Source organism: Anaerotignum lactatifermentans (genome assembly GCF_014982935.1).
GTDB classification, from domain to species: domain Bacteria; phylum Bacillota; class Clostridia; order Lachnospirales; family Anaerotignaceae; genus Anaerotignum; species Anaerotignum lactatifermentans.
Map to the genome: position 1 here is coordinate 1 of NZ_JADCKK010000008.1, position 19597 is coordinate 19597.

Consider the following 19597-nt stretch of genomic DNA (forward strand, 5'->3'; position numbering starts at 1 on the left):
TGTAGCCTTTCATAAACCATCAAGTGGTAGGGGGTGATAAACAATCCACAGTATCTCCAACAGTATAGCATACAGACCTTGGAGAGAGTCTATAAACACTACTACTTTATAATACGAGGGGGTGATGTCTATTGGTATATGGAACAAAGTGAGGAGGTTGAAAAGGAAAATAAATCAAATGTAAAAGAGAAATTGCAATAAGGAATCTCAGAAGAACAAAGGCAATTAAACCAGAAGCAGGGTAGGGGCAAGATATACAGTGACAGTTATATATGGAAAAATATTTCTACTGCCCCTGTTATGATAAAAAACCAATATGCAGAAAAGCCTTTGAAATCAAGAAAAACTCGGAGTTTTATTTCCAGTTATGATGCAAACAGTGACGGTAGTGACGGTTTTTCTGGTACTGCTAAAATAACTGCCCCTGCTGCCCCTGTTACAAGTTTTATCTCATTTTTACTATAAAAATATGAAATGAAGTGATGCTTATGAGAATGTGAAGTAAGAAAAATCAGAAAAAAGCAACCGTTTATTGGCTGCAATCTTCTGAGAAAAAACGCTTGAGATACAATCGAAAGGTTTCCTGATCCGTTTCCAAATCTCGTGACAAAAAACGTTTTGTGATCTCTATGATGATACCCTGACGAAATAATTGCATCAAGGAGCAGGGAAGAAAACAATGAATCAGCTTCTGCTGGAACTGTTCCCAGACATCTTTCCTGAGGAGTTCGATGAGTTTTTGTTCTGTCTGCTTCAAATCCACAAGGTCGATAGCTGTATGATAAATCAAAGTATTTTGCTTGAGAAAGTCAATGAGTGCCTGTTCCAGCAGCGTATCTGCCAATGCAGTCCAGCAAAGTTCCTGCTGGGTGGCAGGCTCCTGACAATTAAACATAGGAATGGAGTCGGCATTGTTTTCTAAATCATCCAGCATTTTCTTCTGCAATTCCGAAATGGTTTGATAAATTTTATCTTCCAAAATGCAGAAATCCATTTCCGTAATCAGGCGAAAAAGCATAGATAAATAGTGATCCAGCAGGTAACTTTTTCGTCCAAGAAGCTGATGAAATTCTTTTGCAGTACGAAAAACATCTGAGAACGCTGACACGTTTTCATCATGATGCGAAAGAAAATGTTGAAAAATATCCATAAGTAAAACCACCTTTTCAAAAAGTCGGCAAAGCCGCTTGTGGTATATAAACTCTGGTGAAAACATGTGTCAAGTAAAAAAATGAAAACAATTATGTTTCTGGATTGGCTTTTTGATTTGAAATAGTGCTGGAAAATATGAAAATCGTGAAAGCTTTTGATAATCAGATGCTAGATTTTGTTTTGGAAAGTGAGGTGAAAGAAAAATGAAAAAGAGAATGAACCGAAGTATTTTTACCAAAGACGGAAGGTTTTTGCACTGTAGAAATCCATGTATAGAGCAATTTTTTTCAGGTTGGTGAAAGATTTTCTATCTCATAACTATAACATGTAGGGTAGAAAGAAATAAAATGATTTCCAAAATCATGAATTTTATCTGAATTGTGCAGAGCAGATTGGAATTAAAGTCATAAGGAAACAGACAAAAAAATGGTTGTTTTAGATTTTCTGAATGGAAAATGAAGACAAGGTTTCAGTGACCTTGATTTGATATGCAACGTTATCATGCAAACACAAAGGACAAAATTTCTTGAAAAAATCCTATCAGATTGGGAGTAGTTTTTATCAAAAGAGAATAGGAGTACACAGAGCAGAAAACAACATGACAAGACGAGCCGTTAAATGGTTCGCCTTTTTTGCACCCTGTTTGCCCTTGTGTGCCGCTTTGCGGAACAGGTGGAACAGTTGCAGGGCAAGGCAGTTTGGAGCGAATTTGCCCCAATTTTGGGCAAAGAAAAAAAGGAGGTTTTGAGAGCAAACATTTGCCAGAGGTGACTTTGCCAGATACGAAAAATAGAATAAAAATACGCAAGAGTAGGTGAGCCAAAAGGTTTCGCCTTTTTTTTGCGCCCTGTTTGCCCTTGTGTGCCGCTTTGCGGAGCAAGTGGAGTAGTTGCAGGGCAAGGCAGTTTGGAGCGAATTTGCCCCGATTTTGGACAAAGGAAAAAAGGGGATATTGGGAATCAATATCTGCCAAAGGGGACTTTGACAGATGCGAAAAATGTTTGCAGGTGAAAGCCAGCCATCAAATGGGCTGGCGTTTCCTCAAATCACCCGCAGTGCGGGGATTTTTTGGCTCTCAGAGCTGACATCAAAATCAGAAGGCTGACCTCAATAAAAACGTTTTTCTCAGAAGAGATAAACCAGAAGCCTTAGACAAAATGGGATTTTCACCTTGCTTTGGCTGACATCAAGACTGACATTAAACCGATTTTTACAGAAAAGGAGAGAGTTATCAATGGATGATAAAAAGAATAAAATAACCATTCGAATATCCGATGAAACATTGAGAAAATGCGAGGAAGGTATGCGTATATCAGACTGCAAAGTACGAAATGATTTTATCGAAAGAGCCATCGAGTTTTATTCCGGATATGTTTCATCGCAAACACATACGGATTTTTTATCTGATGTGATATTGGAGTCCATGGCAGGGATCGTCAAAACATCAGAAAACCATTTGGCACGTATGCTTTTCAAAATTGCGGTGGAGATGGCAAAGTTGGAAAGTATGCTTGCCGCTATTAACGATATGGATGAGGCAACTATGCGAAGACTTCATATCCGATGCGTCAATGAAGTAAAAAAGATCAACGGCATTCTTACCATGGAAGAAGCCGTAAGATATCAAAGGAGTGATGAGGAATGAAATACAGATTTTATAGTCCTGTGCAGGGCATCATAGATTATGACTTCAACAAAGATATGGATTACGATTCGTATTTTGATGAAGAAGCTATGGAGGAACTGGGAGAAGTAGATTTCGATTTTCTGACAGCAGAAGACCTGACAGCCTATCAGGAAGAAATCAATCAAGCCATCCGTAAGGAATGGGATCATGAAACAGATGAAGATATGGGGCTGATGCATTACTTTGCTTATGGAAGCAGAGAAATCCATAAAGATCTGCTGAAAAAAGTAACGGCGGCATATCCCAGGGTCGAAACCGTAGAGGATAAAGCATATGGCGTTATGGTATGTGATATCGAAAAACCCTTGACAGATCAAGAGATCGAAATCCTGAAAGATTATTTTAACGGACAGTACAGTGATGGTTGGGGTGAAGGCTTTGCACAAAGAGGGATAGAAACGCAACATGGCGTGGTCTATCTGGATTTCTGGCCCGATGACTTCCATATGGAAACAGAGGACGAGTTGAAAGACCGCTTGGAATCGAAACAAGACAATGAGATGCAATTTGAAATGTAGGTGATGATATGCCAAGACTTGTTTTTACACCAAGATATCTAAAAATGCAAAAGCCGTCAAAAGTAAAAAATTATGTGAAGTATGTTGCCACAAGACCAAATGCAGAAAAGTTTGAGGTGAATCAGTCCCAAACAGAAGCTACTGAACATCAAAAGAAATGGATCGAAAAAGAACTGAAAGCCCATAAAGAATTGAAAGAAAGTTGTGAACAGGAGTATGAAGACTATTTGCAAAATCCAACAAGAGAAAACGCTGCGGAACTGATCAATAAAATTGCCGAAGAAGGTTTGGCAAGGGAAGGCAGTATGGAAAACTATGTGGGCTACCTTGCTAAAAGACCAAGAGCAGAACGAGGAAAACATGGACACGCACTTTGGAATGGCTCGGATAAAGAAATCAATCTGAATCAAGTGGCAAAAGAAGCATCGGAACATAACGGCAACATCTGGACATTCGTGCTTTCCTTAAAACGAGAGGATGCAGCTCGTCTGGGATATGATCATGCCAACACATGGCGAGAACTGGTGCGAGGGAAATCACCAGAGATTGCAAAGGCAATGGGAATTCCTTTGGAGCATTTTGTATGGTATGGTGCTTTTCATAATGAAGGGCATCATCCTCATATCCATCTGATGTGCTATTCCAAAAATCCAAGAGAAGGATATTTGGGCAGACAGAACTTGATGAAGTTAAGAAGTTCCTTTGCCAACGAGATATTCCATGATGAATTGTATCATATCTATGAGCAGAAAGATGAAGTCAGGGACGAAGTGAAAAATTACTTTGACAGGAAACTGAAACAGGCAATGGCAATGGAATATACAGATAATCCAAAAGCGGAAGCATTGCTTTGGGAGTTATCTCAAAAACTGAAAACAGCAAAACACAAAAAGGTTTATGGCAGGCTGGAAAAAGAAAATAAAGTGCTTGTGGATGAGATAGTCAAAGAAATCAGCAAGGACAAAAAGATTTCACAAGCCTATGAAAGCTGGCTGGGATTGAAAGATGATATCCTTTCTACATATCAGAATCAGGAACGTGCCAGAAAAACACTTGCGGAAGAACCAGAGTTCCGCAATATCAAAAACATGGTTTTGAAATCTGCATTGATACTGTTGGAAATGAATGAAGTCATAGCAGCAGAACCAGAAGAACGAAATCATAAAAAAGTAAATCGTCAAGAAAGCTGGGAAGAACGAACGAAAAAGTTTCATCAAATGCAGGCGCAAAAACAGTTCCTGCTTCTCATGAAACACATTAGCCACATGATTCAGGAAGATTATGACAGAAAGAAACAGCAGATTCATGTGGATAAGAAGCTGATGCGTAAAATCATGGAAAAGAAAGAAGCCCATGGACAGAAAATGTAAGGAGGGAAGCGTATGAGATGGAAAAAATATGGTGTTGAGATGGATATGACGGGGATTACAAGGAAAGCCGCGGCAGAGATACTGGCAGATATATTTCAAACCGACTATAACTTTCAATCAGATGAAAACTACTATGAAGTAAAAGACAGCACAGAGAAAACATGGCGTATTTATTCTTCTGACAGAATCAAGGCAGAAAAATATAAGGGAGAAAAAGTGGTGGGAGCAAACTATATGTACCAAGTGAAACTGCTATCACCATTTTTATATGAAAATGAGTTTCCAGTGCTGGAAAAAGCCTTGGAACAGTTGGAACTGAAAGGTGCCATCGTCAATGACTCTACAAAAATAAATTTACTTTTGGATGTAAGTTGTATTGAGAACTGGGAGAAGTACCAAATCAATCTGGAAAATCTTTATGAGAGCAAAGGGGAATTATTTCAAAAAGCGTTAGACATTCCCTTTTCACAAGTGGCAGATACCAGTCAAGGAAAAGAGAACGGCATTATTTCATTTCCTTATTTCAAAAGCACACTCCATCAAAAAGAACTGCTCAGTGATATTCAGTTCGCACAGATTGTCAGCGGCTTTGCGGAAAATAACCGTACTGTCAGCCAAAAGAAAAGTGAGAATCAAAATGATAAATTCATGATGCGTACCTGGTTGGTGCGAGCTGGCATGGTTGGTGAGGAATATAAATTTGCAAGAAAAATGCTGACAAAAAATCTGGAAGGAAACTCCGCATGGCAGAAGATGATGGAACCAGAAGAGATTCAGACGGAAGAACAAACAGAAAATACTGCATCTATGAAAATGGATTTATAAGGAGGAAGAAACATGGTTTATTTGTTAACTTATGATGGATATATGAGGGAAGGATATCTAGAGGAGATTTGCCCATCAGCAATACTTTTTATGCAATGCGGTCTGAAAGACTGTGCATTGGAATTCCGCAGGTTTTATGAAACTGCTATGCCTACACTAGAGGTTGGAGATGAAATCGTGCCAGCAGTTATTTGGAAGTTGGAAGAATCTGATTTACAGAACATGGAAGCAATTTATCCCAATGAAATCTATCAAAAGACAAACTGGAACCTAAAAACAGAAAAAGGTGTTTTGGATGTAATGGTTTTTCTGATGAGAGAAACACCATTTGCATTCCCAAAAGAAAAAGAAGTGGAAGCAATGGAAGAAGCGTATGAGGAACACAGCTTTGATTACAGCTGTGTGGAAAACGCTCTTGATAGGGCAAAGGATAGGGAGGAAACATATGGCACTTTATACCCAGGAACAGATCGATAAGGCAAATCAGACCAATCTGGAGGAATTCCTTCAGCAAAAAGGGGAACGCTTGAAAAAAACAGGAAGCGAGTCAGTGCTGATCTATAAAGACTCCACAGGAGAGCATGACAGTATTTCCATCAGAAGGAACCGATGGTATGACCATAAAAAAATGCAAGGCGGCTATCCGTTGAAATTTATGCAGGAGTTTTATGGTATGAACTTTCGTACTGCTATGAAAGAGCTTCTGCATGGAGAAGAACCAGAGCTTGGCAGGAAGAAAAACACAGAACAGGAAAAGCCAAAAGTTAGTGAGGAAACCAAAGTCAATGGTAATACAGCTAAATGCGAAGACGGTACTAAAAAATCAGAGTTCAAACTTCCTGAAAAAGACAATAATATGAAACGAGTATTCGCCTATCTTTTAAAGACAAGATTTCTGGACAAAGATGTGGTGAGAAGTTTTGTGGAACAGAATATACTTTATCAGGAAAAGGAACACGGCAACGTGGTTTTTGTGGGAACAGATAAAGACGGAGTAGCAAAGTCAGCCTGCAAAAAATCCACAGCGGAGCAGTCAAAAGGATTCCGAATGACTGTTGCCGGTTCTGATTGCAGGTATGGTTTTTGCTGGCGAGGGGATAGTAGCAAGCTCTATGTGTTTGAAGCTGCTATCGATTTGATGTCGTTTATTACGTTGAGAAATGATGAATGGAAAGCAGACAGCTTTTTGGCACTGGATGGACTTTCAGCAAAACCATTACTGCAATTTTTGGAAGACCAAAAAAATATCTATGAGATTTTTCTCTGTCTGGATTATGATGCAGCAGGCATGGAAGCTTGTGATAAATTAAATGATATCCTCATTGAAAAGGGTTATGAGGCAGAAAAAATCAAAAGGAAATACCCTCTTTATAAAGACTGGAACGAGCAGCTGAAAGCGGAACATGGCGTGGAAGCTATCTTTCCGCAGTCACATCCGAAGAAAACAGCATACCATGTTGCAGTCAGAAAGCTGGGTATCATGAACGCCAACACAGAAAGCCAATATATGAGATGGCGTAAACAGGAATACGAAAAATCAGGTTTCTCTTTTTATCTGGAACAGATCAAAAGAGATTTCAAGCAAGCAGAAAAATCGGTGAAAAAAGGAGAAGCGGACACGAAACCACTGCTTGCCAGCATTTTGCGTATGGCAGATTTGTCCGTCTGCTTGATGTGTGAAATGAAACGAGATGACAACTTGCCGGAACTGACCATGTACCAAACCACTATACAGGAATTGGAAAATGCATATAAACCATATCTGGATAAAGCGAGAATGGATCGACGCATACAGGAAATGAAAGAAGAGATGGAACACTTGAAAACCCTTTCGGTTCAAGAACAGCCATCTCTTTTTGTATGGGTAAAAAACATGGCGGACATGGCAATGAGAGCCATCATCTATGTGGAAACGGAGTATTCACAGGAGCTGGAACGAAGGAATACTTTTGCAACACAGAAAGTGGAAGAACATAGAGCTGCTTCGTATTCAAAAAATCTGGAACAGGAGGAACCAGAGGGGCAGCAAGAACAAATGGAGCTTATGATGGGAGACTGAATAAATGGAGAACTTATGGAAGTTGATGCCGTTGCTATTGATTTTCGGTGCCTTTATGGTCTGTATGTTATTGATCGACAGGAAGTCTTTGAACATCAAAAGTAAGACCGTAGGCGATGGACAACATGGTTCTGCCAGTTTTGCCACACCAAAGGAAATTGATGCGGCATTTCAAAGAGTGAGATATGAACCACAGGTCTGGAGGCGAAAGCCTCCTTGCGACCTGCCCCAAGGCATTATCATTGGATGCAATATGATGAAGTTCGGAAAAAAGAAAACAGTCACAGCAATCGTGGAGGAAGGAGATGTTCACGCACTGATGATCGGTGCTGCTGGTGTGGGCAAAACAGCTAAGTTTTTATATCCAAATCTGGAATATTGCTGTGCGTCTGGTATGAGCTTCGTCACGACCGATACAAAGGGCGATTTGCTACGTAGCTATGCACCCATTGCAAAAAAGTATTATGGCTATGATATTTCGGTGCTGGATTTGAGAAATCCAACCCAAAGCGATGGTTTCAATATGCTTCATATGGTGAACCACTACATGGATGAATATTTGCAGACAGACTCCCTTGTGGCAAAGGCAAAAGCGGAGAAGTATGCAAAGATAATATCCAAAACGGTTATGAATTCTGGTGGATTTGATTCTGCCAACGCAGGACAAAATGCCTTTTTCTATGATTCGGCAGAAGGCTTGATCACCGCTGTGATATTAGTGATTGCGGAATTCTGTTCGCCCTACGCTCTTACATTGGAACAGGAAAAGAGAAAACAGAAAGCACTGGAAGAACGTAAAAAAGAAATAGAACAAATGAGAAAAAAATGTATTGAAAAAAACATAGATTTTTTGCCAAAAGCGCAGGAAGTAAATAGTCGAGAAGTGGAAGCAGTGATTTTATTTCAACCAGAGAAAAATGAAACAGAAGAAAAAGGCGAAGAAAGACATATCATCAGTGTATTCAAATTGATTCAAGATTTATTGGGACCATCGGAAGTGAAAGGCAAAAGTCAGTTTAAATTACTTATGGAAAAACTGCCTGAAGAACATAAAGCAAGATGGCTTTCTGGTGCCGCATTGAATACTTCAGACCAGGCAATGGCATCTGTACTCTCAACAGCATTGTCCAGGCTGAATGCATTCCTAGATTCTGAAATTGAACAGTTATTATGCTTTGAAACGAAAATCAATACGGAAAAATTTTGTAGGAACAAGTCGGCGGTGTTTTTGATCATGCCAGAGGAAGATAACAGCAAATATTTCCTCATTTCTTTGATCGTACAGCAGTTATATCGAGAAATGCTTTCCATTGCCGATGAAATGGGCGGAAAGCTGCCAAATAGAGTCATGTTCTTCCTAGATGAGTTTGGTACACTGCCTGTCATACAGTCTGCGGAAATGATGTTTTCCGCCAGCCGTTCCAGACGAATCAGCTTTGTGCCTATCATACAATCATTGGCACAGCTAGAAAAGAACTATGGCAAAGAAGGTGCGGACATCATCATAGATAACTGCCAGCTCTGCATATATGGCGGCTTTGCACCAAACTCCGAAGCAGCAAATGTATTATCCAAAACATTGGGGGATAGGACAGTTATGACAGGAAGTATCTCGCAGGGCAGAGATAAATCTAAGTCACTTCAAATGACGGGCAGACCGCTGATGACACCAGATGAGCTTAAGATCATGCCAAAAGATACGTTCATCGTCACAAGAACAGGCGTAAAGCCAATGAAAACAAAGCTGAGGCTGTTTTTTGAGTGGGGGATCGAATTGAATGAAACATATCCAATGCGTCAAGAAGTGGTGAGAAAGGTGCATTACGCAAATAAAAAGACCATTGAGGAAGCCATTGCAAAAAAATATGGTCTGACTCAAAATCCTATCCAGCAGACTGTCAAACGTCCAATGCAGGAACAAGACAAACCGTTGCGCAATATATCGAAAACTATGAAAGGGGTGGAAAAAAGTGATGATTGACAAAATGAAGGTCTATCAGGATACAGAGCTTTCCAGCAAAGCCGTATCTGTTTATTTATATCTTTGTGAACGTGCAAGTAAAGAAACAAAAAGCTGCTATCCCTCCATGAAAACCATAGCCAAAGATCTGCATCTTTCTTTGGCGTCAGTAAAGCGTTCCATTCATGAATTGGAAAGAAGCGCATACATCAAAAAAGAAAATCGGTTTCGTGACAATGGTGGAAAAAGCAGCAATCTCTATTTTATTGAATGAATTTGAAAAAGAATAAAAAAATTCCCCTCAAAAAACGATGAAAAAACGCCAAGGGGGAGGTCTATCTTTTGCGTGAGCTATGGTATGGCTCAATGTGAGCCGAGAATGTGAACTGTTCACTTTAACAGTTACATAGTATACAGAGAAAAAAAGAAATAGGCTCGATTATATGAATTTATGGTTCCAGAGAGTCTTCAAGGAAGAGCGGTGAGTTGAAAAAATCAGGAATGCTGATGTCAAGTCCTTGGCAGAGTTCATGAATGACACGAAGCTTCACGGAGTCATAAGAGCAATGCATGATATTTCCGATGGTGGATTTCGGCACACCGCTTTTCACATATAGCTGATATTGCGTCATATTCTTTTCGTCCAGCAATTCCTTAAGGCGTTTGCTTACTGCTTCGTTTAATTTCAAATCACTCACCTCCTGTTTTTTATATGATTATATGGTCAGAGAAAATAAAAATAGTCCCTGTGACTGTACTATTCTAACCATTTGCGGTATGATAGATACAAGGGGGGATGTTCCATGATTATTACATTTTGTGGGCATAAAGAGCTTTATGACAAGAAAGAAGTAAGGGCTTGGCTGGAAAGAGTAACAGAGAATTTGATTGTAAAGGGAGCTGAAACGTTTTACCTTGGCGGATACGGCGCCTTTGACAGACTGGCAGCTTCGGTATTGGCGGAACAAAAAAAGCGATATCCTCATATCGAACTAGTTTTGATTTTGCCCTATCTGAACAGGCGAAAAGATATATCGCCTTGTGATAGTTCCCTGTATCCGCCGCTGGAATCAGTTCCAAAGAAGTTTGCGATTGTCCAAAGAAATCGGTGGATGGTAGAGCAGTCGGATGTTGTGGTCAGTTATGTGCTGCATAGCTGGGGTGGAGCTGCAAAAACGCTGGAATATGCCCAGCGAAAGAATAAAAAAATTATTTTTTTCAAATAAAGAGAACGATTTCAAATAAAATAATTGGTAGAATTAAGATATCTTATACTGTTGATTTGCTTGTAATTTTGAAGTTTTTCTTTTATAATTTTTATAAGCTAATTTTGTGCATATTTATTAAAAAATATAGAAAAAAGTAAGAAGTTTACACTATTTTTGATGAGGTAACATCGTATGAAGCAGAAACACTATCATCATCGAAAAGAAAAGAATCACTTAGTGATGACATGGAAAGAAATCGTATCTGATAAAAAGTATGATTTTTCTCCTAAATTTTTCATGCCTTGCATTATGCTGTCCTTTTGACAGTATGGATGCAGGGCTTTTTTTGTATTGATGGAAAGGAGCGGGGAGTATGAGTTTGAAATATCGTTGCCCTAGTTGCGGAACTTCTTTAGGTTATGAAGGTTTATGTTGGAAATGTCAAATGGAAAAAGAACGTCAGGATGCGCTTGCATGGACACCGGAACAGATTGCACAAAAGCAGCAAAACCTGATGGAGAATATAAAAGGTCTGGAAGATTATCAGGAACCAGCATTTACAGATTTCTGGAAATTGCTTAGTTATTTGGATGCCATTACACCAGAAATTCAGAGAGCCGCTTTGGAAGCAAACGTATTCTATCCCTGCGAGATCTACTACCATGCGCCAGAAGATGTGAGAGATGGATTGAAAGCGGCACTATTGGAGTCAAAAGACGCTAATAAAGCATCCAATCTGATGAGCTGCCTTGCGATGCAAGGGGATGATCAGGCGCTGGAAACGCTGCTTGAACTGGAACGTGCTCCTCGTCCTTGGAGAAAGCGTCTATATGTTGATCCATCCATTTATGCCCAGTGTGGCGGGTGGACTTTTGATAAAGAGGGTCATCGCATTCAGCTCAATTTTGATACTTGTTATCCCATGGTAAAGGGGACAGCAGATGAAGAAACACCAGTCAAAATCGGTCGCATACGAGAAGATTCCTGCCCGCACTGCGGTGGAAAAATGGTAGATATTTTTGTTCTGGATGGCAGAGATGAGCGACTGAAGTTTTTAGGCATAGATGGAATTTTGACCGCTACTTGCTGTCCAAACTGTGTCGGATTTTTGGAAGGTCCTGCCTACAATCGTTTTACTTTAGATGGTGGTACAGAAGTTTTTCCTTCCAAACTTTATGATGACGAAGAGGAAATGGAATGCTACATGAGACCGGAAGATTATAGATCTATGGCAGAAAATCCATTTGTGCTGGCAAAAAATTCAGTTCCTTTGTTTTATGGAGCTTTCTATGAGGATGTTAATACAGTTGGTGGTTTTGCTAATTGGGTACAGGACTGGGAATATACCACTTGTCCTGTGTGCGGAAAACCTATGAAATATTTAGCTCAAATCCAATGGGATACCATTATGGAGGGAACAGAAGGAACACTTTATATTGAAGTTTGTTCGGATTGTAAAGTGGTTTCTATGCAGCACCAGCAGACCTGAGAGGTGATATAGATGCGTTTGCCAAAAAGAGACGGCGTAAATGGGCGTTATTATCTGATACATAAACCGGATACGGATGCAGAGGTTCTGGAACATGCAGATCAGTGCATCCAGGATGTGCTGAATGGTACAGCAAGAGAAAACCATGCGGATTATCCCGTTGTTATAAGAAATGAAAAGGGGACACCTTTTCTTCCAAACCAGATTTTAGAACGTTATTTATATCAATTGCCGCTAAAAGAATTTCCATATGAGGATGCGGTTGTTTTCTGCGATGCTATGCGTCAGTTAGTAGGGTGGGTAGAAGTTCGTTATGAGCTGGAGAAGTATATAGAAAAGCAGGTGCAGGAACGGTACTTCATCGTTGGAGAGCGAGATGATGGCTTTACCGTCTTTCCACCCTGTACGGTGTGTCCAGAGCTGCGAGAAGAAGATGTGGACGATAACCTGCTTCGATTTGCCTGCTATGTAGCCGTTTGCCATACCGTGTATGGACAAAGTTTTGAATCTCTTACCACCGAGCATATTTTGGGCTTAGTTTCCAAGATCCGCCCCGATATGGTAAAGGAGTTGAAAGCCAATGGCAGCGGAAAACTGCCACCTGAGATTCGGAAGCGAAAAACAGAAAGAATGACTGCATCTGCAAATGATGCTTTTGCTACCATCCGTATTACAGCCAAAGAAGGTACACAGGAATGTTATGAGGAAGTGCTGGACTATCTATGTGAGGTACTGGAGCAAGAAGCATTCCCTGACAGCTATTCTGTGGAATTTCGTGGTGTGGAAAAGATATATTTGCCCATTACCGGTTTGCCGAAAAAAGGAATCAACCAGTTATTTGCCTGTGCGGTGCGGTATCCAAAGCTGCATATGACGATAGAACGCTATGCAAGATTGGCAATGAAAGAATTCGAATTTTATAACAATATCAGTGATGAACAGTGTGCTATGCCAGGTACTTTTGCTGTATTTGCACTTGGATTGGAAGGATTGGAATGGCAGCAGCTTGTGTGTGATTATCTGGAACTGTGTGATGATGAACATTCCTCGGTGCAGGAGAAATTTCTCCATGTATATTTCAAAAAGTTTGGATTTACTGACCAGACAATGCCTGTGTTGGTCAGTGGGGTGCAGTCCATGCAGGGATTTAAGCCTGCCAAGGAGTTCCGTACCTTGATTGCAAACGAGGAGAGTCTGAATGCGTTGTTGAAAATCAAAGAACATTTGGAGGATTATCTGCCTGAGGAAGCCAAGAGGAGTAAAAATGCAACTGTCTATCTTTGGCGTGATGTGATATGGGGGATCTGGGGAAAGGATTCCGAGAATGGCGGCAAAAAGATCATGAAAGCGGCTCCTGCACATTTGCGAGAGATATATGAACAGATCTTTCACTAAGGGGGGTACCATATGAAAAAAAGAACAGTGAAGGACTTTATTGCCCTGTATCATGCAGAAGATGAGGAAAAGCTGGTGCTGATTCAAAGTGGTACCAGTGCAGATAAAACATTTATGGATAATTTCTGGACGGCTCATACCTATGCTCTAGCTATGGCTGACGTGCAGACTGGTCAAGTAATTTCTGATCGCTGCTGCCTAAATTCTCCATTGACAGAGAAAGAGAGAGAAGCAGGTGAGTATTCCAAACGATTTGCAAAAGGGTTGATTTATCGGATCAAGGTTCGAGAATGGAAAGGCACAGCACTTAGTGAAACACAGTGGTATGTCACCGAAATCGTAGAGGAGAATGTTTCTTGTCCGGCTCTGGAAGAAATCTGGGCAGAGTACATCAAACCCATTGTGATGGAAGATGAGCTGTTGGGAACGCTGACTTTGGATAGGGAAATGAGTTTTTTCGCTGGAACCTGTCGCTGGATGGGAAAAGAAGTCCACATTTCTCTGGATGTTGATATGGAAAAGAAAGCATCTTGGACACGAGTTCGAAATGTGATGAAGAAGTTGATAGAGGATCAGGAAACTTGGGATAAATCATTGCGAGATTTTGCAGCCCAAAAGCATACAAGTCTCGCCAATGACTGGCTGGCGGATAACGATCAAACAGACCGAAATCCTGAAAAAGAACCTATTACGGAGGATGAGTTTGGAAAGCGCTTGATTTTAACAGAATTTTCTGTTTCTCCAGGTGGTCGCTTTACCGTTTGGTACGAGGATGACGATATGTTCTGGGGTCATGTGGTTATTGTAGAAGCCACACTGAAAAAAGGTCCCATATTTGCTGATATACAGGGATAACAAGGGGGGATGTGCTCATGATGTGCGAACATTGTCGAAACATTCAAACATGGAGAAAATTCGACGCTCCAAAGGACTATCTGGCTTGTATTGCTTATATTCAGCAACTGGTGGAGAAAAATGAGTTTGAATTTATTTCGGAGGAATCCACCTGTCCATTAGAAAGAATAAAGACAGAAGATGGCTGGGCGGACGAGATCATGGTTCACATGATACGATGTAAACACTGCGGACAGCCCTTCACCTGTGTGGTCAATACTTATCGAGGAAGTGGTCACTTCAAAAAAGGTAAAGGCTAAAATGCAAATGAACGTGAGAATATCTTCTGTCAGCAAATTCCTGATGAAAGGAAGGAGGGAATGTAAATGAACGCCGAAAAAATAACTGCTTTTTTGCAGGAAAATCATAATGCTGTCACACTGATTATAGGCATTGTCTTGCTGATTGGGGCAATTATGAATTGGAATTGGCTCTGTGATCCAACCGGTAAACCAGATTCCCATCGTTATGGTCGTGGCTCAAGGAGAGTCATTTTCTTCCTGCTGGGGATTGTATTGATTGTTGTTAGTATTATGTCTTGGTTATTGTAAGGAGGCGACAAAATGTCACTTCAATTTATATTTCGGGAAATTTCTTCGGCAGATACAGATATTTTACATATGATTGAGTTACGGAAGGCGAATGTGGAAGATTACCTTTGCTGTGAAGTTACAAATGAGGACGGCATAACGAATACTACTTGGTACAGCAAAGAAGATGTTGCTCTCTGGGGTGAAGATTACATTCGTGCAAACACTACAATGGAATACAGCGACTTTACCGGCTGGATTATCAGTTTGGACCTGGAGCCGTGGAATGATATGCAAGAGGCATCCAAAAAGAAGAAACAAGCACCATGTTTTCAAGCTCCCAGTTGGTTGGAAGGACATATTAAGGAGTGGAAACAGAAACGTCTGACCACTGTGACACTGTGTTCTACCAGTGGTAACGAATGGTTGGAAGTGTGGTACTACGGTGACTTGTTGACCATAAACGGAGAACCACAGCTATATATTGTTCCCAGTTATTTTGCTCCAGAACTTGTGACAGCACGTGATCCGGAGAGCGGAGAGGAGTTCGTTGTTTTTGACGGTGGGCGGCATGGTTATGATAATATGTTCTGCGATGAACATGATTTGGATGAATTGGAACGCCGCACCCTCAAGCGGTATGAAATTCCTGCTTCAAAGCTGATACTGGAATTAGGTTATAGTATTGACTATGAAGATGAAAAAGAAGATTTTCAGGTAAATGAAGATGGTATGGTTGCGTTGATAAATGGTGAGCGTATGCCATGGGAGCAAGTTAAGAGAGACGGTATTGACTACATTGCGCTTTACTATGTGAACGAGGAAGGAAAACAAGTCCAAATTTTGGATAATGAATTAGCATGAGTCTGCCATTGTATTACCAGACAATCCAGGGAGGTACTCTATGACCGAAGAAGAAAAAATCCGCCTTTACCGACTTATGGAAAAGCTAAACTGGTTTTTCCATCAAGAGATGCACTACTTGGACAGAGAGATTGCAGAACAGACAGCACAAGAGTGTTATCCAGAGATTCGGGAGTTTACATACGATATTTTGTGGAATGAACTGCCGAAAGAAGTGCAGGAACAACTGATAGACGAGGAGGAATCCCTGTGAATACGTTAATTTGTTCTTTTGATTGTCTGCACGACAACAGAATTCTGCGTTACTGTGCAGACTTTGCATCCAATACCATGCATATAGATACGCAGAATGAGGATGGAGAAAGGGTATCCATTTGCTTTTCGGGTTTGTTTGCACACTGGTTTGAGAATATGATTCAGGACAATATTCTCTTTGGAATGGATGAAATCAGTGTGGACGGATTTTTTGAATTGTATAAAGAACTGTTGGATAGAACCATTTCTTATGGTTTTCCTGCTTGTTGCAGCCTCCAAGAACTAAAGGAGCGAATGAACCAGGAGAAGATTCGTGTGTTCGTTATTGACGCCTCACTTGGATTATGTGGATTTGTACTGGCACAGGAGGTGGAAATACAATGTCAATCACTGCTTTTAAAGTAGAAGCCAACGGACATGACAGAGCAGGCAAGGACTTTGGCTATGTGAATATTATGTACCGCTATGGCAATAAGAAAACTTGTCCCAGACCAGATCAGTGTGAAAAAATGGAGGTTATGTGGGCGGATGAAAGCGTCTATGGACCACCTGCTCCAGGCAGTAAAGTGGGTGATTTCATCATGACATGGCTGATGGGGTCTTGGAATTGTGGTGTATTTACTCACCGTCAGATTGCCCAGAAACTCATGAATATTTTCACTGGTCTGAAAATCAAAGAGCTGGAATGGTTTGAGAACCCCAGAGAAAAGACACTGAAAAATGGAAGACCTCGTGTACGCCGTGCCAAGTGGCTGCCAGATTGTGAAGTAGATTTGGTATATCTCTATTCTGATTATTATATTGATGCAAGAAATCCTATGCCACCTGAAACGGATTTCTTTACTGTAACAAGGAGGGACTCTTGGGGGATAAGCACTTGGTTCATGTGTACCTCGGAAGCTGCTAAAAAGCTAATTGCTATGGATTTTGAAAATTTGATTGTGGAGGAAACCACAATTGTAGGATAGGAGAAAAGTATTAGGACGATGCAGCAGCTGTTGGAGAGGGTTTGGTATTGGGAAGAATTATTCCTCATTCCATAAAACAAAAAAGAAAGTAGGTATGATATGTACGAAATAGGAACTCTTGGTCGCTGGGAACATATTCCAGAAGAAGCAGCGGCAGTTTATGATAAAGATATACCGAAATTGAAAAAATTGCTCCAGAATGGTTGGAACATCAATGATCCCATTGCGTTGAGTCAATACATTAAAGTAGTCCCTTTAGAAATAGCTGTATATCAAAACGATTTGTCTATGATTCAGTTTTTGCTGGAACATGGTGCAAACCCAGATGCTGCTGAAAACTTGATTTTACATACAGCTGTGAGAATGTGTGGACCTGAAATTGTAGAACTTTTTCTTGGACAGGCGAAGAAAATGAATCAGAAAGAAAAGTCTCGTTTGTTTCAGGAAATTCGATGGGGAAAACGATTAGAAAATATCTCTGTTTTAGAAAATGCAGGTATTCTAGTTGCACAGTACGGTGGAGAAGCTTTTCGTGCTGCTGTGTCAGATGGTGATCGAAAACTGGCAGAGCTGCTTTTGAAAAAAGGTGCGGACATCAATTACCACAAGCCAAACATGGTGTTTCCAAACGCCTCCACCGCTGTTACCGAAGCTGTCCGACACAAAAATCTCCCCATGGTGCGCTGGCTCATTGAGCAAGGAGCAGACATCACCATTGCAGACAAATACGGTGACCGACCTTACACCGTGGCGGTGCAGAACAAAAATCAGGAGCTAGCCGATTACCTGAAGACCCTGGAACCAGAGGAATGGCACAACGAGCAGGAAAAGATCCGACAGCTCATGCCATACAAACTGCCTGCCAAGCTAGTGGAATACTTGAAAACTGGTCCCCTGCGGCTAGAGTTCCCGGAACAAAAATGGGTGAAATGGGCAGAGTTGTATTCCTACATGGATGTGCAAGAGATAACCTGGAAACGGAAGAAGCTACTCTCCCTGATGGTGCAGATGGATAACTACAGCGACTATCTCCTACTGTGGAACCCAAGGGACAAAAAGCTGTGGTATCTGGACATCGAACACGAAGAATTTCATCCTCTGGCAAAATGGGATGACTTCATCACCAATCCCGGTAGGTATTTGAATGGAATGATCGAGGGTGAGTTTGAAGAATAAGGAGAATTGATATGACATCGATAGACTTTCTGAACAAGGTACATAAAAACCTGGATTCGCAGGAATGCAACCTTTCCTATTCTCCGGCGAAGTCCAAGAATTATATGCTATACTGCAACGGCAACTTTATTGGCGGTCTGTTCGATGAGGAACTGTGTTTCGTTTACACCGATGGTGTGAGCGAATTGTTGGGATACCCTGAACCCGTATATCGAGGCTATTCCAGCACTGCACAACACAGAATGCTGGTGATTCCGGAGGAACACTGGGAGAAGGCACTGAAACTGCTCTATGCGGAGAAATTTGACTGGAAACGCCTAGTGTATGACATCACCTATACCAGCATTGGTGCGGCTGTAGTGGAGGACTTTTACGATGAAAATGTAGTGCTCTTGCGCTTTTGCTTTGAAAAGAAACTGTTGAAAAAGAATCCTTTAGATCGACAAAATCGCATCCTTCGGATGGTCTATATCAATCAGGATTTGACAGAAGCTGGCAAATATCTATTTCCAAGACTTCTGCAAAAATTTCTTGTTTTTACAGATCGAAATGGGAAAACCAGTTTGGAAACGATGCTAAAAAGATGGTACAACGCATTGGAGAAGGAATATCAAAGTTTGATGACAGAATCAGGAGGGGAGTGTCATGACAGAAGAAAATAAAACTTATATTCTGAACATAACAGTTGCTGATGTTCCGTGGCACAGATTGACGACTGCTTATGGACGAGGCACAGATTTTCCGACACATTTTAAGACTCTATGGGAAATGAATGACTTGAATGCAGTGAAAAGTGCTCTTTATGCGCTTACCACAAATATGGAGCATCAAAGCACCTTTTGGCATGGAACACCTTTTGGAATGATATTTATGAGCCGTATTTTAATAGAAGCTTTGAATAAGAGCGAACAGAACCCCATTGCCAATTTCCTTGCAGACGAGCTTTTAGACTTTTTCAACTGTATTCTCCAGTGCTATCACGATGGGGATGAGATGGAACACGCTGATCCATTGCCATTCTTTTCTGATATGCTGAAAGAAGAATATTTGTGGTCAGAGGAGTACGACGAAGAAGAGGATGAGATGCGATACGAGGAGGATGAGGTGTTCCCTGATGACCTCTTTTACAGCTTCTATTACTATTCTTGGCAGGCGATACTGGCTTATCGCAGTGCTTTAGAAAAAGAAGTATCAGAAAAATTTGCCCCTAAAATCACTGCTATTTTGGCTGTGTTATAAAGGAGGAT

The 19597-nt window shown here is 40.8% G+C and carries 23 protein-coding genes; 21 read left to right on the forward strand and 2 right to left on the reverse strand.

The genetic code is table 11. The features are described from left to right. Positions 1-529 precede the first annotated feature (529 nt). Positions 530-1150, reverse strand: a complete 621-nt coding sequence (locus INF29_RS03210) for a hypothetical protein (RefSeq protein ID WP_193484564.1) — start codon at positions 1148-1150, stop codon at positions 530-532. Positions 1151-2386: 1236 nt separating this feature from the next. On the opposite strand from INF29_RS03210, the gene INF29_RS03215 reads away from it, so the two are divergent. Genes INF29_RS03215 through INF29_RS03250 form a run of 8 tightly spaced genes read left to right on the forward strand, consistent with a single transcriptional unit; the run spans position 2387 to position 9845 of the window. After that, entirely contained in the window at positions 2387-2797 is a 411-nt protein-coding gene (locus INF29_RS03215) for a hypothetical protein (protein ID WP_193484566.1), read from the forward strand. Continuing rightward, on the forward strand, positions 2794-3357 hold the full coding sequence (locus INF29_RS03220; protein WP_193484568.1) for a hypothetical protein: 564 nt from the start codon (positions 2794-2796) through the stop codon (positions 3355-3357). The genes INF29_RS03215 and INF29_RS03220 overlap by 4 nt, the downstream gene beginning before the upstream one ends. A gap of 8 nt (positions 3358-3365) precedes the next feature. Next, the gene (gene mobP3, locus INF29_RS03225) at positions 3366-4727 is read left to right on the forward strand and encodes a MobP3 family relaxase (RefSeq protein ID WP_193484570.1); all 1362 of its coding nucleotides are present in this window, start codon (positions 3366-3368) and stop codon (positions 4725-4727) included. Between the two features lie 12 nt (positions 4728-4739). Then, on the forward strand, positions 4740-5552 hold the full coding sequence (locus INF29_RS03230; RefSeq protein ID WP_193484572.1) for an amidoligase family protein: 813 nt from the start codon (positions 4740-4742) through the stop codon (positions 5550-5552). A 12-nt stretch (positions 5553-5564) separates the two neighbouring features. Further along, complete coding sequence (locus INF29_RS03235) at positions 5565-6029, forward strand: hypothetical protein (RefSeq protein ID WP_193484574.1); 465 nt, start codon at positions 5565-5567, stop codon at positions 6027-6029. After that, entirely contained in the window at positions 5998-7611 is a 1614-nt protein-coding gene (locus tag INF29_RS03240; RefSeq protein ID WP_193484576.1) for a DUF3991 and toprim domain-containing protein, read from the forward strand. Before INF29_RS03235 ends, INF29_RS03240 begins: the two co-directional genes overlap by 32 nt. A gap of 4 nt (positions 7612-7615) precedes the next feature. Continuing rightward, the gene (locus INF29_RS03245) at positions 7616-9592 is read left to right on the forward strand and encodes a type IV secretory system conjugative DNA transfer family protein (RefSeq protein WP_193484578.1); all 1977 of its coding nucleotides are present in this window, start codon (positions 7616-7618) and stop codon (positions 9590-9592) included. Further along, complete coding sequence (locus tag INF29_RS03250; protein WP_193484580.1) at positions 9585-9845, forward strand: helix-turn-helix domain-containing protein; 261 nt, start codon at positions 9585-9587, stop codon at positions 9843-9845. The genes INF29_RS03245 and INF29_RS03250 overlap by 8 nt, the downstream gene beginning before the upstream one ends. A gap of 175 nt (positions 9846-10020) precedes the next feature. On the opposite strand, the gene INF29_RS03255 is transcribed toward INF29_RS03250, so the two are convergent. After that, on the reverse strand, positions 10021-10260 hold the full coding sequence (locus INF29_RS03255) for a helix-turn-helix domain-containing protein (RefSeq protein WP_193484582.1): 240 nt from the start codon (positions 10258-10260) through the stop codon (positions 10021-10023). A gap of 114 nt (positions 10261-10374) precedes the next feature. Between INF29_RS03255 and INF29_RS03260 the strand changes: the two genes are divergently transcribed. The 13 genes from INF29_RS03260 to INF29_RS03320 all read left to right on the forward strand — a co-directional run bounded on the left by INF29_RS03260 (position 10375) and on the right by INF29_RS03320 (position 19589). Then, entirely contained in the window at positions 10375-10797 is a 423-nt protein-coding gene (locus tag INF29_RS03260; protein ID WP_193484584.1) for an LOG family protein, read from the forward strand. 427 nt (positions 10798-11224) lie between these two features. Further along, complete coding sequence (locus tag INF29_RS03265; protein ID WP_272872623.1) at positions 11225-12268, forward strand: hypothetical protein; 1044 nt, start codon at positions 11225-11227, stop codon at positions 12266-12268. A gap of 12 nt (positions 12269-12280) precedes the next feature. Next, positions 12281-13663 (forward strand): DUF6138 family protein, encoded by a 1383-nt coding sequence (locus INF29_RS03270; protein WP_193484588.1) that lies wholly within the window; start codon positions 12281-12283, stop codon positions 13661-13663. 12 nt (positions 13664-13675) lie between these two features. After that, the gene (locus tag INF29_RS03275) at positions 13676-14518 is read left to right on the forward strand and encodes a DUF2262 domain-containing protein (RefSeq protein WP_193484590.1); all 843 of its coding nucleotides are present in this window, start codon (positions 13676-13678) and stop codon (positions 14516-14518) included. 17 nt (positions 14519-14535) lie between these two features. Next, positions 14536-14817: a hypothetical protein gene (locus INF29_RS03280; RefSeq protein ID WP_243184074.1), complete on the forward strand. Its 282-nt coding sequence runs from the start codon at positions 14536-14538 to the stop codon at positions 14815-14817. 66 nt (positions 14818-14883) lie between these two features. Further along, positions 14884-15108 (forward strand): Imm17 family immunity protein, encoded by a 225-nt coding sequence (locus INF29_RS03285; RefSeq protein WP_193484592.1) that lies wholly within the window; start codon positions 14884-14886, stop codon positions 15106-15108. Positions 15109-15120: 12 nt separating this feature from the next. Then, positions 15121-15951, forward strand: a complete 831-nt coding sequence (locus INF29_RS03290; RefSeq protein WP_243184075.1) for a hypothetical protein — start codon at positions 15121-15123, stop codon at positions 15949-15951. Positions 15952-15991: 40 nt separating this feature from the next. Continuing rightward, positions 15992-16204, forward strand: a complete 213-nt coding sequence (locus tag INF29_RS03295; protein ID WP_193484594.1) for a hypothetical protein — start codon at positions 15992-15994, stop codon at positions 16202-16204. After that, a complete protein-coding gene (locus INF29_RS03300) occupies positions 16201-16611 on the forward strand; it encodes a hypothetical protein (protein WP_193484596.1) in 411 nt (136 codons plus the stop codon). Before INF29_RS03295 ends, INF29_RS03300 begins: the two co-directional genes overlap by 4 nt. Continuing rightward, the gene (locus INF29_RS03305) at positions 16587-17174 is read left to right on the forward strand and encodes a hypothetical protein (RefSeq protein WP_193484598.1); all 588 of its coding nucleotides are present in this window, start codon (positions 16587-16589) and stop codon (positions 17172-17174) included. The genes INF29_RS03300 and INF29_RS03305 overlap by 25 nt, the downstream gene beginning before the upstream one ends. 99 nt (positions 17175-17273) lie before the next feature. After that, on the forward strand, positions 17274-18350 hold the full coding sequence (locus INF29_RS03310) for an ankyrin repeat domain-containing protein (RefSeq protein WP_193484600.1): 1077 nt from the start codon (positions 17274-17276) through the stop codon (positions 18348-18350). A gap of 11 nt (positions 18351-18361) precedes the next feature. Next, positions 18362-19012 carry a hypothetical protein gene (locus INF29_RS03315; RefSeq protein ID WP_193484602.1) on the forward strand — a complete coding sequence of 217 codons (651 nt, stop codon included), beginning with the start codon at positions 18362-18364 and terminating at the stop codon, positions 19010-19012. Further along, a complete protein-coding gene (locus tag INF29_RS03320) occupies positions 18996-19589 on the forward strand; it encodes a hypothetical protein (RefSeq protein WP_193484604.1) in 594 nt (197 codons plus the stop codon). The genes INF29_RS03315 and INF29_RS03320 overlap by 17 nt, the downstream gene beginning before the upstream one ends. Positions 19590-19597: the final 8 nt, after the last annotated feature.